Raw genomic sequence first — 13,652 nt, 5'->3', positions numbered from 1 at the left:
ACGGGCGTCAGCTTTCGCTGTCGGAACGCACCTCGCCGCGCCGCCGTACGTGCCGGGCCAGCAGCGCTCCGGCGAACCCGGTCACCAGCCCCCAGGGGACGGCCAGCCCGACGGCCCCCCACAGCTTGGGTCTCAGGAACAGCTCGCCCCCGAGGCCGCCGCCCAGATCGCCGATGCCGAGCACGGACAGGCCGTAGTGCGCGGAGATGCGCCCGACGAGGCAGATCATGAACACCGTGAGCACGAGGGCGACCGCCATGTGCACGGCGTGCTGCCAGGCCCGGACCCGGGCCGGCGACCGGGCCGCCATCACGAACGCGGCCGCCAGCAGCAGTACGACGTCGACGACCAGCAGCCACCACACCCGGCCGTCGTACTCGGCCAGGGTGCGCAGGTTCAGTTCGGAGATGTCGGGGGTGCGCAGCACCTCGTCGAGCACGTGAGGCATGGGGAGCCCGAAAGGCCCCTCCACCCTGCCGTTCCAGGTGGCGCCCAGTCCGATCGTCAGCGCCGGCCACACCAGGTTGGGGATGCCGAGCAGGATCACGGCGAACGTCTCCCGCGGGTGCCCCTTGGTCGCCGCGACGATCAGGGCGATGGCCACGCCGATGACGACGCAGGCCAGCAGCAGCGCGACCATCGCGTACGCGGCCGGCCGCACCGACGCCTGGAAACGCAGCAGCCGCGCGGGCAACGGGGCCCCGCGCGACACCAGCAGCGCCAGCACCAGCACACCGGCCAGCCACACCACGCCGACGAACACGGACAGCGGAACGTCCGTGGTGAAGCCGACCTTCGGCGACGCGCCGAACAGGTCGCCCAGTTCACCCAGCGTGTCGTCCCCGAGGGAGATGTCGAAGGTGTGGCGGGCGGCGAGCGTCACGCCGATCAGCGCGAGCAGCCACAGGGCCGCCACCCGGCCGGCCCAGCCGGCCAGCTCCGTGGCCCCGGCGACCGCGCGGTGCCGCAGCGGCCGCAGGAAGGCCCAGGCGATCACCAGCGCCCCCGTCAGTGTGACCGACAGCGGAATCACCGTCAGGCTCGCCTGCGTGTCGGCGAGATCGCCCGCGCTTCCGGTGAGCTTCACCGTGCCGCCGACGGCGGTGACCACGGTGGCCGCGACGACGGGGGCGAAGGAGCCGTCCGGAAGATCCGCGGCCCCGGCAGCCCACAGTCCCAGGCCGGCCACCACTGCCATGGCGAGCAGCCCGCCGAGCACCGTGACGAGGGCGTGCGCCCAGCCGTGGCGGGCGACGGCCCGCTCGCCGGAGGTACGTGCCTGGCCGGAGGGGGTGCGCGAACTCACGCTGTCACGCTAAGCAGCCCCCGCGCCGACCGCCCGCCGGAGAGGTCCGTCCGCGTCGGCTTGCGGGGCGTCGGGGACCGGGGCACACAATGAACACGTACTGGAAGAAGCGGCACACGCCGGGACAAAGCACCCCTGGGTGAAGACCGCAGGGAACCCACGCGGGGAGTAGAACTCGTGAGCGTCGATCCGCCGTCGTCCGGCCGCCCCACAGGACCTCCCTCGGGCCCGCTGTCGGGCCCCTCCCAGCCACCGCCGGGCGGCGGCGGCCCGCCCTCGGAGCCGCCCACCGGAGGCGGCGGGGAACCGGAGCCCCGCCGGCCCTGGTGGGGATCCGTGCCCCGTGTCGCGATCATCGCCACCGCGGTGGTGGCCGCCGTCATCCTGGCCGTGGTGCTCTCCCGGCCCGACAACGGCGGCACCGGCGCGTCCGACGGCGGCACCAGTACGTCCAGCGGGGAGGTCTTCCTCCAGCCCGCGGCGGACACGGGCCCCGACGCGTTCACCGAGTCGACGGCCGAGGAGAAGAGCTCCGCCTCGCCGGTCTCGCCCTCGGGGGCCTCCGAGTCGGCCCCGCAGAACGCCGTCCGGGGCGTGGAGGGCGACGCGCCCGGCCTGTACGGCGGCACCCGCAACGTCGCCAGCTGTGATGTGGAGAAGCAGATCCAGTACCTCGGGGAGAGCCCGGACAAGCAGCGCGCGTTCGCCTCGGTCGCCCGGATCGAGCCGTCCGAGGTTCCCTCCTACCTGCGCTCCCTCACCCCCGTTCAGCTCCGCATGGACACCCGTGTGACCAACCACGGCTACAAGGACGGCGCCCCCACCAGCTACCAGGCCGTCCTCCAGGCCCGCACGGCCGTCCTGGCCGACGACCGCGGCGTGCCCCGGGTGCGCTGCGCCTGCGGCAACCCGCTGTCCCCGCCGGTGGCCCAGCAGAGCGCGCCCAGGACGACCGGCGAGGCGTGGCCGGGCTACAAGTCGTCGAACGTCGTCATGGTGACGCCCGCACCGGAGCCGGTCGACGCCTTCGTGATGTGCGAACCCGACGGCGAGTGGTTCGAGCGCCAGCCGGGCGACACGGGCAAGAAGGACCAGAAGATCAAGAAGCCCGCGAAGCCCTCCCCGTCGGCGAGCGTCACCACGCCCACGGCACCGCCCGACACGACGTCGTCGCAGCCGCCCACCAGCGAGCCGCCGACCTCCGACACGGACACGACCGGGCCCACGACGGACGAGCCGCCGACGTCCGACGGCGACACCGGCACGGGAAGCGACACCGGCGGCGGCGCGACGGAACAGCCCCCGGCCTCCTGACCCGGCAGGCCTCGCGACCCGGCCGGCTCAGGCGGCGCGGACCACCAGGGCGTAGTCCCCGAGTCCGAGCAGCCGGTCGGCCGGCAGGTCGCCGTGGGCGGTGACGACCGCCTCGATCCGGCCGGTCTCCGGTTCGAACGCGACATCCTGCACCGTGCCGAGCGTGTCGCCCGTCTCCGTGAGGATCCGCAGGCCCGGCAGCTCGTGGTGCGGCGGCACCTCGGACGGTTCGGCGGTCGTGCGGACCAGCACCGCGTCCGGGCCGACGGCGTGCAGGGCACCCCAGGCCAGCACGGTCTCCTTGCGGGAGTGCCGGCCGCGCACCCGGATGTGGGTGACCACGCCGGACTCGGCGTCGACCGTCAGCGACCTCAGGGCGCCCACCTCCTCCGCCTCGTTCAGCGTCAGCACCGGCAGGCCCCGGGCCTCGGAGATCAGCATCATGACGCCGTCCCCTCCCGCCCGGCCCGGAAGGCCCCGACCCGGGCGACGAAGGCCGGCAGGTCGTCGGCGACGTAGCGGGTGGCGTCCGCCGGGATGACCAGCGCCCGGCCGGAGACGGCGAGTGTCTCGCCGCGCGGCACGTACACCCGGTGCCGACGGCGTCTGGAACCCTGCACCAGCGCCTTGCCCGCGGCGATCCGGAACCCCACGACCCGGCCGCTGGTCCCGCCCTCGACGATCACGTCGAGCACGGTGCCGACCTCGGCACCCTCGTCGGTCAGCACCTTCGCGTGCAGCACCCGGCCCTGCTGGGCCTCGCGGCGGGCCACCACGACGGAGGTGTCCTGCAGCGCGAGGGCATCGCGGACCATGACCGCGTGCGGGCCCAGTGCGTGCACCGCCGGCCAGGGCAGGCTCTGCTTCAGCGGACCCGACAGCAGGCCCCGGCCGCTGAGGGTGAAACCGGTGATCCGGCCGGCGGCGGCGTCGAAGACGGTGTCCTTGATCTGGGCGAGGGCCTCCCCGCCCAGGGTGACCACCGGCAGGGTCGTCAGGCTGCGCGCGGCCAGCAGCTCGTTCATCGCAGGCCCTTTCCGCCTGGCCGGCGCCGGACCGCGATGACGGTCCCCGACCGGCGGCCCGCCTGCACCGCGAGCGTCACCACGGCGACGGCGGCGAGCGCCGCGATCACCACGACCAGCCATGTCCACCAGGCCACCGCGCACCTCCGGCGATCCGGCCCGGCCGCCCTCGGCCGGCCCTGATTCCTTCCGGGTGCCCCGCGAACGGGGGACAATGCCCTGGGCGCCGGACGTGCGAGCATCTGTCAGGACTGCAAAACCCGGCTCGGGGTACGAGCACTGGTGCAGAGCGTCCGGCCAGTCCGGCTTCCCAGAGAGAAAAGAATGATCGACTACCTGGACGGGGCAGTGATACCGACTGGTTTCGATGTGCCCGTGGAACCGCTGAGGCGGGCGGCACACTACACCGGCGAGCAGGGATGCATCGCCGAGGCGCGGTCCTTCGCCGCGCTCTTTCTCGACCAGCTCAGGACCGAGTGGTGCGCGCGGATCGACGAGCGGGTCGACGGCGCCGTACTGCTGGTGGTGAGCGAGCTGGTCACCAACGCCGACCGGCACAGCAACGGGCCGTACATCCTGGAGCTCGTCGGGACCGACAGCGCGGTGACGGTCTCGGTCTACGACAGCAGCTCGGCGCTGCCCCGCATCTTCCCGCGCAACCCCGAGCGCATCGGCCGGCACGGCCTGGAGATCGTCCACGCGCTCGCGGAGCAGGTCAGCGTGGAACGGGTGCCGGTGGGCAAGCGCGTGCGCGCGGTGCTGCCGCTCTCCGAGGCAACCCAGGGTTGAAACGGTCCCGCACCGGAACGCAATCGCGGGTGCCGCCCCACTCCCGCATGGGGGACGGCACCCGCTGGTCGTACGACGGTGTCAGGCGCAGCCCAGCTCGCCCAGCATGCCCTCGCGCAGTCGCGTGATGATCCGCTTGATCAGGCGGGAGACGTGCATCTGCGAGCAGCCGAGCCGCTCACCGATCTCCGCCTGGGTGGCCTCCTCCACGAACCGCATGTGGATGATCTGCCGGTCGCGCTCGCTGAGCTCCGCCATGAGCGGGGCGAGCGAGTGGAAGTCCTCGACGAGCCGCAGCCCGTCCTCCTCGACCCCGATGAAGTCGGCCAGGACCGCCTCGCCGCCCTCCGGACCGTCGCCGGTGAGGGCGGCGTCCAGCGACGACGAGTTGTACCCGTTCGCCGCGATCTGGCCCTCCACGACCTGGCGCTCGGAGATGTTCATCAGGGTGGCCAGCTCGGCGACCGTCGGCTCGCGGTCCAGCCGGCTGGCGAGCTCCTCACGGGCCTTGGCCAGCTCCACGCGCAGCTCCTGGAGCCGCCGCGGCACGTGCACCGCCCACGTCGTGTCGCGGAAGAAGCGCTTGATCTCGCCGACGATGTACGGCAGCGCGAAGGAGGTGAACTCGACCTCGCGCGAGAGCTCGAACCGGTCGATGGCCTTGATCAGGCCGATCATGCCGGTCTGGACGATGTCCTCCATGTCGTCACCGCGGCCCCGGAACCGGCCGGCAGCGAAGCGCACGAGCGACATGTTCATCTCGATCAGGGTGTTGCGCGCGTACTGGTATTCGTGCGTGCCCTCTTCGAGTTCCGTCAGGCGCTGGAAGAACTGACGGGACAGCTCCCTGGCGTCCCGCGGGGCCACGGACCGCGGGTCCACGACGCCCGGCAGTGCTCCGTCACCCGCGCTGGCCTCGGTGTTCTCTTCGACGACCTGTGCCTTCGACCGGATCACGGCGGTCTCCATTACCTCTCCCACGAACGTCACGGCGGACATCTGCATAGGTACTCCCGAGTTGCGGGTACCCGGGAGAACGCGCACCATGCCCCCCGATTCTCCCATGGGCGAAATCGGGCGGAATGTACCCTTCCGCCGGTGTGGGCGCGTGATTCCCCCCAGGGCGGAACGCAGGGCCCTTCCCCTCGCGCCCGGGGTTCCTAGGCTGGTGCGGTGAGCAACCACCTGCCGAACGAAGCCCGAGTCATCCCGCTGCGCCCGCACGGCGGCGCGCGCCCCGCCGGAGCACCGCCGCGGCAGGCGCCGCCGGCCCCCGCCGTGAAGGAGCCGCTGTGGCGGGACCTGGTGGGCGACGTCCTGCGCCGTGAACGCCTGGCACAGGAGCGCACCCTGAAGGACGTCGCCGAGGAGGCGCGGATCTCCATGCCCTACCTCTCGGAGGTGGAGCGCGGCCGCAAGGAGGCCTCCTCGGAGGTCCTCGCGGCCGCGGCCCACGCCCTCGGACTGAACCTCGGCGACCTGCTGACGAGGGCCCAGGGCGAACTGACCCGCGTCACCTCGCGCTACGCGGGCGCCGGCCGCCGAGGGACGTCCACCTCGTCGCACGACGGAATGTGCCTGGCCGCCTGAGCCGTACCGGCCGGCGCCTCAGGCCCTCACGAGGCGCCGGCTGAGCACCTCGTCGGCCAGCCCGTAGCCCACCGCCTCCTGCGCGGTGAACACCTTGTCCCGGTCCATGTCGGCCCGCAGGGCCGCCACGTCGTGGTGGGTGTGCCGCGCCAGCACCTCCTCCACCTGGGAGCGGATCCGCACCATCTCCTTGGCCTGGAGCGCCAGGTCGGACACCATGCCACGCTGCCCGCCGGCGGCCGGCTGGCCGAGCAGCACCCGGGAGTGCTCCAGCACGAACCGCCGCCCCGGATCCCCGCCGGCCAGCAGCACGGCCGCTGTGGAGGCCGCCTGTCCGACGCAGAACGTGGAGATCGGGGCCTGCACGAACGTCATGGTGTCGTAGATGGCCATGAGCGAAGTGAACGAGCCGCCCGGAGAGTTGATGTAGATCGCGATCTCGCTCTCCGGGGAGGACGACTCCAGGTGGAGGAGCTGGGCGATGACGACGTTGGCGACGCCGTCGTCGATCTCGGTGCCGAGGAAGATGATCCGCTCGGACAGCAGCCGGCTGAACACGTCGTAGGACCGCTCGCCCTGCGGGGTGCGCTCGACGACGTTCGGAATCGTGTACGAACCCATCACTGCAGCCCCATCCTGCGCCGGGTGGCCGCCGGGCGGACGTCCGCGAGGGACTCCACCACCCGGTCCACCATGCCGTACTCACGGGCCTCCTCGGCCGTGAACCAGCGGTCCCGGTCCCCGTCCCGGGAGATCGTCTCCTGGCTCTGGCCGGTGTGCTCGGCGGTGATCCGCTCGATGGTCCGCTTGGTGAACTCCAGGTTCTCCGCCTGGATCTCGATGTCGGCCGTGGTGCCGCCGATCCCCGCCGACGGCTGGTGCATCATGATCCGCGCGTTCGGCAGGGCGTAGCGCTTGCCCGGCGCGCCGACGCTCAGCAGGAACTGGCCCATGCTGGCCGCGAATCCCATGGCCAGCGTGGAGACCTCGTTGGGGATCAGCCGCATCGTGTCGTAGATGGCGAGGCCCGCGTGCACCGCCCCGCCCGGGCTGTTGATGTACAGGCTGATGTCGGTGTGGGCGTCCTCCGCGGACAGGATGAGCAACTGGGAGCAGACCCGGTTGGCGGAGACCTCGTCGACCTGGGTGCCCAGCAGCACGATGCGCTGCGCGAGCAGCTGGGCGGCCAGATGGTCGTCGAAGCGGGTCGGAGGGGTGTCGCCCTCCTCCGCCCTCGGGGCGAGCGTCGTGAGTGGAGTCATCGGTTCTCCTCGTCGTGGCGGCGAGCGCCGTGGACGTGTCGGGGATGTGCCGTCGACTCCACTCTTGACCTCGGACGACGGCCCCGAACGGTTTCTCTGCCCTCGGCAGATCCGCTACCGGCAGAGCCCCAGGGCTCAGCCCTTTTCGCGCAACTGGCGGAAGAACGCCCGCACATCACCGACCAGCAGGTCGGGCTCCTCCATCGCCGCGAAGTGCCCGCCGCGGTCGAACTCCGTCCAGCGGACGATGTTCTCCGTCCGCTCCGCCTTGTGCCGCAGCGGGATCTGGGGGTCGCCGGAGAAGGACGCGACCGCGGTCGGCACGGTGGAGGGCTCCTGCGGGGCGGCGGTCCTCTCGCCCCGGGCGTGGGCGCGCTCGTAGTAGACCCGGGCCGACGAACCGGCCGTGCCCGTCAGCCAGTACAGCATCACGTTCGTGAGCATCAGGTCCCGGTCGACGGCCTCCTCGGGCAGCTCGCCGGAGTCCGTCCACTCCTGGAACTTCTCGACGATCCAGGCGAGTTGCCCCACCGGGGAGTCCGTGAGCGCGTAGGAGAGGGTCTGCGGCCGGGTGGACTGCACGTGGAAGTAGCCGGTGCCGTCGCGGGACCACTCCGCCCACCGGCGCCACGAGGCGAGCGTGCGCTCCCGCTCCGCGGGGCTCAGCGCCTCCAGCTCTCCGGCGGCCGGCTCGGCGGCGGCCTGAGCACCGGGCAGCAGATTGAGGTGGAGGCCGATCACCCGGCCGCTGTGGACGCGGCCCAGTTCCCGGGAGATGGCCGCCCCCCAGTCGCCGCCCTGCGCGCCGAACCGCTCGTAGCCGAGGCGCGTCATCAGCTCGGCCCACGCGTCGGCGATCCGGCGTGCCTCCCAGCCGGTCTCCCGGGTGGGGCCGGAGAAGCCGAAGCCGGGGATGGCCGGCAGCACGAGGTGGAAGGCGTCGGCGGGATCGCCGCCGTGGGCGGCCGGGTCCGTCAGCGGTCCCACGATGCCGGCGAACTCGACGATCGACCCCGGCCACCCGTGCGTCACGATCAGCGGTGTCGCGCCGGGCTCGGGGGAGCGGATGTGCGCGAAGTGCACCCGCGCGCCGTCGATCTCGGTGGTGAACTGCGGCCACGCGTTCAGCCGCGCCTCCGCGGCCCGCCAGTCGTACTCGTGCCGCCAGTACCGCACCAGTTCGCGCAGATAGCCCGACGGAACGCCGTACGTCCAGCCCACGCCGGGCAGCTCGTCGGGCCAGCGGGTCCGGTCGAGGCGATCGTGGAGGTCGTCGAGGTCGCTCTGTGGTACGTCGATACGGAAGGGACGGATGCCGCTGCCGGCGGGCGAAGACGTCATGAGCGGATGCTAGTTCCGAACGGTGTAGCGGCCATCTGAATTGGCCGGCCCCTCACCGATGAGTTCCCGAGCGAGTACCGGTCGACAGTGGTGACAGCGTTCGACGCGTGCAGGAGGACCTATGACCACCGACGGTTTCACCACGTGCCTCTGGTTCGACGGCCAGGCAGAGGAGGCCGCCCACCACTACGTCTCGATCTTCAAGAACTCCAGCATCGGCAAGATCGCGCGCTACCCCGAGGGAGCGCTCCAGGCCGCCGGCAGTGTGATGACGGTCGAGTTCACGGCCAACGGGCACCGGTTCCTCGGGCTCAACGGCGGCCCGCAGTTCAAGTTCACCGAGGCCACCTCCTTCATGATCTTCTGCGAGAACCAGGAGGAGATCGACTACTACTGGAGCAGGCTCACCGAGAACGGCGGCGAGCCGGGCCCCTGCGGCTGGCTCAAGGACAGGTTCGGCGTGTCCTGGCAGGTCGTCCCGGACCGGCTCTCCGACATGATCAGCGACCCGGATCCGGCGAAGGCGTCCCGGGTGACCCAGGCGTTCATGGCGATGGGCAAGTTCGACATTGCCACGCTGGAGAAGGCGTACGCGGGCGAGTGACGCGCCCCCGCACGCAGGGGCGGAGCCGTCTCCGCCCCTACGCCGCCTCGGCCAGGATCTCCTCGATGACGTACCGGGAGTTCTCCGCGACCGGCGGGTTCGTCTCCCAGTAGTACGGCAGCGCGATGACCGCGATCGACAGGGCCCAGCCCCGCCCCCGTGCCCACTCGGCCTCGCCTGCACCCACGGCCTCGCGGAAGACGCCGCGGGCCGCGGCCGGCAGCAGGCACCAGGCGCCGATGAGATCGACGGCCGGGTCCCCGACCCCGACCGTGCCGAAGTCGATGACCGCGCTCAGCCGCCCGCCCGTGACCAGGAGGTTCCCGGCCATCAGGTCGCCGTGGGCCCACAGTGGCGGCCCGGTGTGCTCCGGAGCCCGCAGGGTCTCCTCCCACACCCTGGCCACCGCGCCGGTGTCGACCCGCCCCGCGAGCAGCCCGAGCGCCTCACGCACGTAGGGGTCGCGGGTCGCCAGCGGCACGCCCCGGTACCCCCGGGGTCCCTCGCACGCGTCGATGCGGCGCAGGGCCGTGACGTACGCCGCCAGGTCCATGGCGAGCAGGGCGGGCTCCTCGATCCTGCCGGGCACCGGGTTGCGGCCGTCGAGCCAGCCGTAGACCGACCAGGGCCACGGGAACCCGTCACCGGGTTCGCCCCGGCCGAGCGGCTCGGGCGAGGCGGCGGGCAGCCCCGGGCCCAGCCGGGGCAGCCAGCGCAGCTCGTGCGCGATGGCCTCCACGGCGCGGGGATGCCGGGGGAGCCGTACGACCTTGTCCGCGCCGAGGCGGAACATGGCGTTCTCCGTCCCGGAGGACTCCAGCCGCCGCAGGGGCAGCCCGGCCCACTGCGGGAACTGCCCCGCGATCAGCCGGCCGACGAGGGAGACGTCGATGTCCAGCTCGTCCTCATGCATCCGCACCGCACACATGGTGCCCATTCGAGCGGTCAACGCGCCGCCTGTCGAACGGTTTTGGTGACCTCCCGGGCGATGCGCAGGATGCCGGGGGAGCGGACGGGGCAGGGCTTCGGCCGGGTGGTGGTCGGGGCCAGGCAGAAGTGCAGATAGTCGTCGTCGCGGTGCAGGGCCGTGCGGTCGCGGCCGGGCTGTGTGCACAGGCCCGGGCGGGCACGTTCGTGGGCCGTGCACGGCAGGTACTGCGTCCAGGTGTAGCGGCCCGTGGCCGGGCTCACCGCCTTCCCGGCGTCCGCCACGAGGTCGCCCGAGGCGGCGGCCCGCTTCTCGTAGAGCGCGTTGACGCGCCGGACCCGGTCGGGGGTGATCGGGTCCGGGCCCTGGGACACCCAGACGATCCGCGGTCGGCTGCCGCCCCCGGCCGCGGTGATCTGCTCCGTGAGCCGTCGCGCGTCGGCGTCGTAGCGGCGGAAGTAGCGGGCCGGCGACTTGTCGTAGGTGATGCCGTCCATGCACGGCGTGTAGCCCCAGGAGTTCCCCCAGAACTGCAGGACCACGAAGTCGGGCCGCAGCCTGCGCACCAGTGCGGCGGCCTTGTCGGCGGCCGGCACCAGGGACCGCTCGGCCGTGCCCTCCAGGTAGTCGCACAGGGTGGTGCCGGAGTACGGGGCGCCGGTGTACCGCGCCTTCAGGTCCCGGCGTAACTCCTGGCCCAGGACCTTCTGGCCCTCCATCGCCAGCGAGTCGCCGAGGTACAGCACCGTCGGGGCCTTCTCCGGCTCCGGGCCGGGGGAGGCGGGGGCCCGCTGATGGGTGGTGGCCGACGCGCGCGGCGCGGCCGGTGCCGGCACCTCGGGTCCGGACGCGGGATCCCCGCACCCGCCGAGGAGCACCCCGGCCAGTATTGCCCCCACGATCCACGGCTTGCGCATACGGCAACTCCCGCCCCTGCCAGCGAAACGGCACTCAGGCAAGCACAGCCGGGCCCCGGGGGGAAGACGTCCGCCGGACGCGATCGCCCGGACCGGCGGGCGCGACCTGCGGCGGCCGGCCCGCTCGACGCGCGGGCCGGCCGCCCGGTGACTAGCGTGAGGAAGCGGATGATTCCACCCATCGGAGAGGGTCGTGGTCATGGCCGTGCAACCTGAAGGAACCCCCTGCTGGGCCGACGCGATGTTCGGCGACCTCGAAGGGGCCAAGAGCTTCTACGGGGACGTCCTCGGCTGGACCTTCGCCGAGGCGTCGGCGGAGTTCGGCAACTACACGGAGGCCTACGCGAACGGCAAGGCGGTCGCCGCCGTCGTCCCGCCCATGCCCGGCCAGGAGGGCCTGTCGCAGTGGTGCCTGTACTTCGCCGCGGACGACGCCGCCGCCACCGCCGCCCGGATCCGTGACAACGGCGGCGAGGTGCTGATGGAGCCCATGCAGGTCGCCGATTTCGGCACCATGTGCCTGGCCCGCGACCCCGGCGGCGTCGTCTTCGGCGTCTGGCAGGCGGGCACCCACGAGGGCTTCCAGGCGATGGCCGAACCCGGTGCCTACACCTGGGCGGAGGTCTTCACCCGTGAGCCCGCGAAGTCCGACGCGTTCTTCCCCGCCGTCTTCTCCTACCGGCAGCGGGACATGGAGGACGGCGAGATGGACTTCCGGATCTACGACCTCGGCGAACGCACCGTGCTGGGCCGGATGAAGATGGGCGACGACTTCCCGCCCGAGATGCAGCCGTACATCAACGTGTACTTCACCGTGGAGGACTGCGACGAGGCCGTGGCGAAGGCGACCAAGCTCGGGGGCGTGCTGCGGTTCGGCCCCATGACCACCCCGTTCGGCCGCTTCGCGGCGATCAGCGATCCGCAGGGCGCGAACTTCTCGGTGATCGACATCACGAAGACCGAGGGAGAGATGCCGAAGCTGACCGATGTGGCGTAGGCGCCCGGACCTCCCGGCCGGACGGCCACCGCGGTCATGGCATGATCGAGCGCATGCGTGAACGTGTTGTGGCCGCGTGTGACGGGGCTTCGAAGGGAAACCCCGGGCCCGCGGGCTGGGCCTGGGTCGTCGCCGACGCTTCCGGGACACCGGAGCGGTGGGAGGCGGGGCCGCTCGGCAAGGCCACCAACAACGTCGCCGAACTGACCGCGCTGGAGCGCCTCCTGGCGGCGACCGACCCGGACGTGCCGCTCGAGATCCGGATGGACTCGCAGTACGCGATGAAGGCCGCCACCACCTGGCTGCCCGGCTGGAAGCGCAACGGCTGGAAGACCTCCGCCGGCAAGCCGGTCGCCAACCAGGACCTCGTCGTGCGCATCGACGAACTCCTGGACGGCCGGTCGGTCGAGTTCCGCTACGTCCCCGCCCACCAGGTCGACGGCGACCGGCTCAACGACTTCGCCGACCGCGCCGCCAGCCAGGCCGCCACCGTCCAGGAGCCCGCGGGCAGCGGCCTCGGCTCTCCCGAGCCGCCGCCCGCCCCGGACACCCCGGCCAAGGCCCCGCGCTCCCGCCCGCGCACCACCAAGGCCGCAGGGAGCAAGGGCTCCGCGCGCACCATCAAGGCGAAGTTCCCCGGCCGCTGCCAGTGCGGCCGTTCGTACGCGGCCGGCGAGCCCATCGCCAAGAACGACAGCGGCTGGGGCCACCCGGAGTGCCGCGCGGGCTCGAGCGTCTGATCAGACGTCGAACGTGTAGTGCGGCGTGTGGTCCAGCAGATCCGCCGGGCTCATGTCGTGCCACGGCCGCATCGTCTCGTTGAGGTCGATCACGTTCGGCGTGCCGGCGACCGGCAGGTAGCCGGAGCCGGGGTGCCGGCGCTGCCACTCGGCCCACAGCTTGTCTATGTACGCGTGGTGCAGCCAGAACACCGGGTCGTTGGGGGAGACCCCGGTGGCCATCTGACCGCCGACCCAGACGTGGACGCGGTTGTGCAGGTTCACGCCCCGCCACCCTTCGAGGTGGTTGCGGAAGCCGTCCGAGCCGCTGTTCCAGGGCGCCATGTCGTACGTGGACATCGCCAGCACCGACTCGACCTCGGCCCGCGTCGGCAGCTCGCGCGTACCGGCGCCGAGGGAGCGCCGCAGGAACGTACGGCCGTCGACCCGCACGTTGACCGGCCAGTTCCCGCCGGACGAGGAGAACGGCCCGTCCGTCACCCGGCCGTCCCGCTCCCGTCCGGTGCCGCCGAGGAAGTCGGGCGCCCACAGCGAGGCGCGCGGCGTACGGTCGACGGTCCAGTCCCAGTAGGGCAGCGACACCGAGGCGTCCACCGACTGCAGCGCCCGCTCGAACTCCAGGAGGAATCTTCGGTGCCAGGGCAGGAAGGACGGTGAGCGGTGCCCGGTCCGCTCGCCGTTGTCGGTGTCGGAGACGATGAACGCGTTGTGCGTCGTGACGAACTCGTCGTAGCGGCCGCTGCGCTTCAGCTCCAGCAGCGCGGCGACGAAACGCCGCTTCTCGTCGGCGGTCAGGGTGGACTGGTTCTTGCGGACAGCCATGTGCGGTTGCTCCAGAT

The 13,652-nt window shown here is 72.2% G+C and carries 17 protein-coding genes; 6 read left to right on the top strand and 11 right to left on the bottom strand.

What is annotated here, in order from left to right; genetic code table 11:
* Positions 1 to 7 precede the first annotated feature (7 nt).
* A complete protein-coding gene (locus tag HNR57_RS33555) occupies positions 8 to 1,306 on the bottom strand; it encodes a streptophobe family protein (protein ID WP_184566173.1) in 1,299 nt (432 codons plus the stop codon).
* 336 nt (positions 1,307 to 1,642) lie between these two features.
* Between HNR57_RS33555 and HNR57_RS33550 the strand changes: the two genes are divergently transcribed.
* Positions 1,643 to 2,620 (top strand): DUF6777 domain-containing protein, encoded by a 978-nt coding sequence (locus tag HNR57_RS33550; protein WP_184566171.1) that lies wholly within the window; start codon positions 1,643 to 1,645, stop codon positions 2,618 to 2,620.
* Between the two features lie 27 nt (positions 2,621 to 2,647).
* Here HNR57_RS33550 and HNR57_RS33545 read toward each other — a convergent pair whose 3' ends face one another.
* The 3 genes from HNR57_RS33545 to HNR57_RS33535 are packed head-to-tail and all read right to left on the bottom strand — an operon-like array spanning position 2,648 to position 3,782.
* A complete protein-coding gene (locus HNR57_RS33545; protein WP_184566169.1) occupies positions 2,648 to 3,064 on the bottom strand; it encodes a PRC-barrel domain-containing protein in 417 nt (138 codons plus the stop codon).
* Complete coding sequence (locus HNR57_RS33540) at positions 3,061 to 3,645, bottom strand: PRC-barrel domain-containing protein (RefSeq protein WP_184566167.1); 585 nt, start codon at positions 3,643 to 3,645, stop codon at positions 3,061 to 3,063. Before HNR57_RS33540 ends, HNR57_RS33545 begins: the two co-directional genes overlap by 4 nt.
* Entirely contained in the window at positions 3,642 to 3,782 is a 141-nt protein-coding gene (locus HNR57_RS33535; protein WP_184566165.1) for a hypothetical protein, read from the bottom strand. The genes HNR57_RS33540 and HNR57_RS33535 overlap by 4 nt, the downstream gene beginning before the upstream one ends.
* 187 nt (positions 3,783 to 3,969) lie before the next feature.
* On the opposite strand from HNR57_RS33535, the gene HNR57_RS33530 reads away from it, so the two are divergent.
* Positions 3,970 to 4,434: an ATP-binding protein gene (locus HNR57_RS33530; RefSeq protein WP_184566163.1), complete on the top strand. Its 465-nt coding sequence runs from the start codon at positions 3,970 to 3,972 to the stop codon at positions 4,432 to 4,434.
* An 81-nt stretch (positions 4,435 to 4,515) separates the two neighbouring features.
* Here HNR57_RS33530 and HNR57_RS33525 read toward each other — a convergent pair whose 3' ends face one another.
* Positions 4,516 to 5,403 carry an RNA polymerase sigma factor SigF gene (locus tag HNR57_RS33525; RefSeq protein ID WP_175430654.1) on the bottom strand — a complete coding sequence of 296 codons (888 nt, stop codon included), beginning with the start codon at positions 5,401 to 5,403 and terminating at the stop codon, positions 4,516 to 4,518.
* 204 nt (positions 5,404 to 5,607) lie between these two features.
* Between HNR57_RS33525 and HNR57_RS33520 the strand changes: the two genes are divergently transcribed.
* Positions 5,608 to 6,024, top strand: coding sequence for a helix-turn-helix domain-containing protein (locus HNR57_RS33520; protein WP_184566161.1), 417 nt, complete (start codon positions 5,608 to 5,610; stop codon positions 6,022 to 6,024).
* Positions 6,025 to 6,042: 18 nt separating this feature from the next.
* Here the strand turns inward: HNR57_RS33520 and HNR57_RS33515 are convergent, their stop codons facing one another.
* The 3 genes from HNR57_RS33515 to HNR57_RS33505 all read right to left on the bottom strand — a co-directional run bounded on the left by HNR57_RS33515 (position 6,043) and on the right by HNR57_RS33505 (position 8,627).
* The gene (locus tag HNR57_RS33515; protein ID WP_184566159.1) at positions 6,043 to 6,645 is read right to left on the bottom strand and encodes a ClpP family protease; all 603 of its coding nucleotides are present in this window, start codon (positions 6,643 to 6,645) and stop codon (positions 6,043 to 6,045) included.
* The gene (locus HNR57_RS33510) at positions 6,645 to 7,286 is read right to left on the bottom strand and encodes an ATP-dependent Clp protease proteolytic subunit (protein ID WP_184566158.1); all 642 of its coding nucleotides are present in this window, start codon (positions 7,284 to 7,286) and stop codon (positions 6,645 to 6,647) included. The genes HNR57_RS33515 and HNR57_RS33510 overlap by 1 nt, the downstream gene beginning before the upstream one ends.
* 135 nt (positions 7,287 to 7,421) lie before the next feature.
* On the bottom strand, positions 7,422 to 8,627 hold the full coding sequence (locus HNR57_RS33505; RefSeq protein WP_184566156.1) for an epoxide hydrolase family protein: 1,206 nt from the start codon (positions 8,625 to 8,627) through the stop codon (positions 7,422 to 7,424).
* Between the two features lie 121 nt (positions 8,628 to 8,748).
* Between HNR57_RS33505 and HNR57_RS33500 the strand changes: the two genes are divergently transcribed.
* Positions 8,749 to 9,231: a VOC family protein gene (locus tag HNR57_RS33500; RefSeq protein ID WP_184566154.1), complete on the top strand. Its 483-nt coding sequence runs from the start codon at positions 8,749 to 8,751 to the stop codon at positions 9,229 to 9,231.
* A 37-nt stretch (positions 9,232 to 9,268) separates the two neighbouring features.
* On the opposite strand, the gene HNR57_RS33495 is transcribed toward HNR57_RS33500, so the two are convergent.
* Together HNR57_RS33495 and HNR57_RS33490 are read right to left on the bottom strand one after the other, a co-directional pair.
* A complete protein-coding gene (locus tag HNR57_RS33495) occupies positions 9,269 to 10,159 on the bottom strand; it encodes an aminoglycoside phosphotransferase family protein (protein WP_184566152.1) in 891 nt (296 codons plus the stop codon).
* A 17-nt stretch (positions 10,160 to 10,176) separates the two neighbouring features.
* Entirely contained in the window at positions 10,177 to 11,076 is a 900-nt protein-coding gene (locus HNR57_RS33490; protein WP_184566150.1) for an SGNH/GDSL hydrolase family protein, read from the bottom strand.
* A gap of 199 nt (positions 11,077 to 11,275) precedes the next feature.
* Here HNR57_RS33490 and HNR57_RS33485 point away from each other — a divergent pair, with 199 nt between their 5' ends.
* Both HNR57_RS33485 and HNR57_RS33480 read left to right on the top strand, forming a co-directional pair.
* Entirely contained in the window at positions 11,276 to 12,073 is a 798-nt protein-coding gene (locus tag HNR57_RS33485) for a VOC family protein (protein WP_184566148.1), read from the top strand.
* Between the two features lie 41 nt (positions 12,074 to 12,114).
* Positions 12,115 to 12,813, top strand: coding sequence for a ribonuclease H family protein (locus HNR57_RS33480; protein WP_184566146.1), 699 nt, complete (start codon positions 12,115 to 12,117; stop codon positions 12,811 to 12,813).
* Here HNR57_RS33480 and melC2 read toward each other — a convergent pair whose 3' ends face one another.
* Positions 12,814 to 13,635 carry a tyrosinase MelC2 gene (gene melC2 / locus HNR57_RS33475; protein WP_184566144.1) on the bottom strand — a complete coding sequence of 274 codons (822 nt, stop codon included), beginning with the start codon at positions 13,633 to 13,635 and terminating at the stop codon, positions 12,814 to 12,816.
* Between the last annotated feature and the right edge of the window lie 17 nt (positions 13,636 to 13,652).

Source organism: Streptomyces paradoxus, from assembly GCF_014202475.1.
GTDB lineage: Bacteria > Actinomycetota > Actinomycetes > Streptomycetales > Streptomycetaceae > Streptomyces > Streptomyces paradoxus.
Note: the sequence above shows the minus strand (reverse complement) of the source record. Positions and strands in the feature narration are given on the sequence as shown.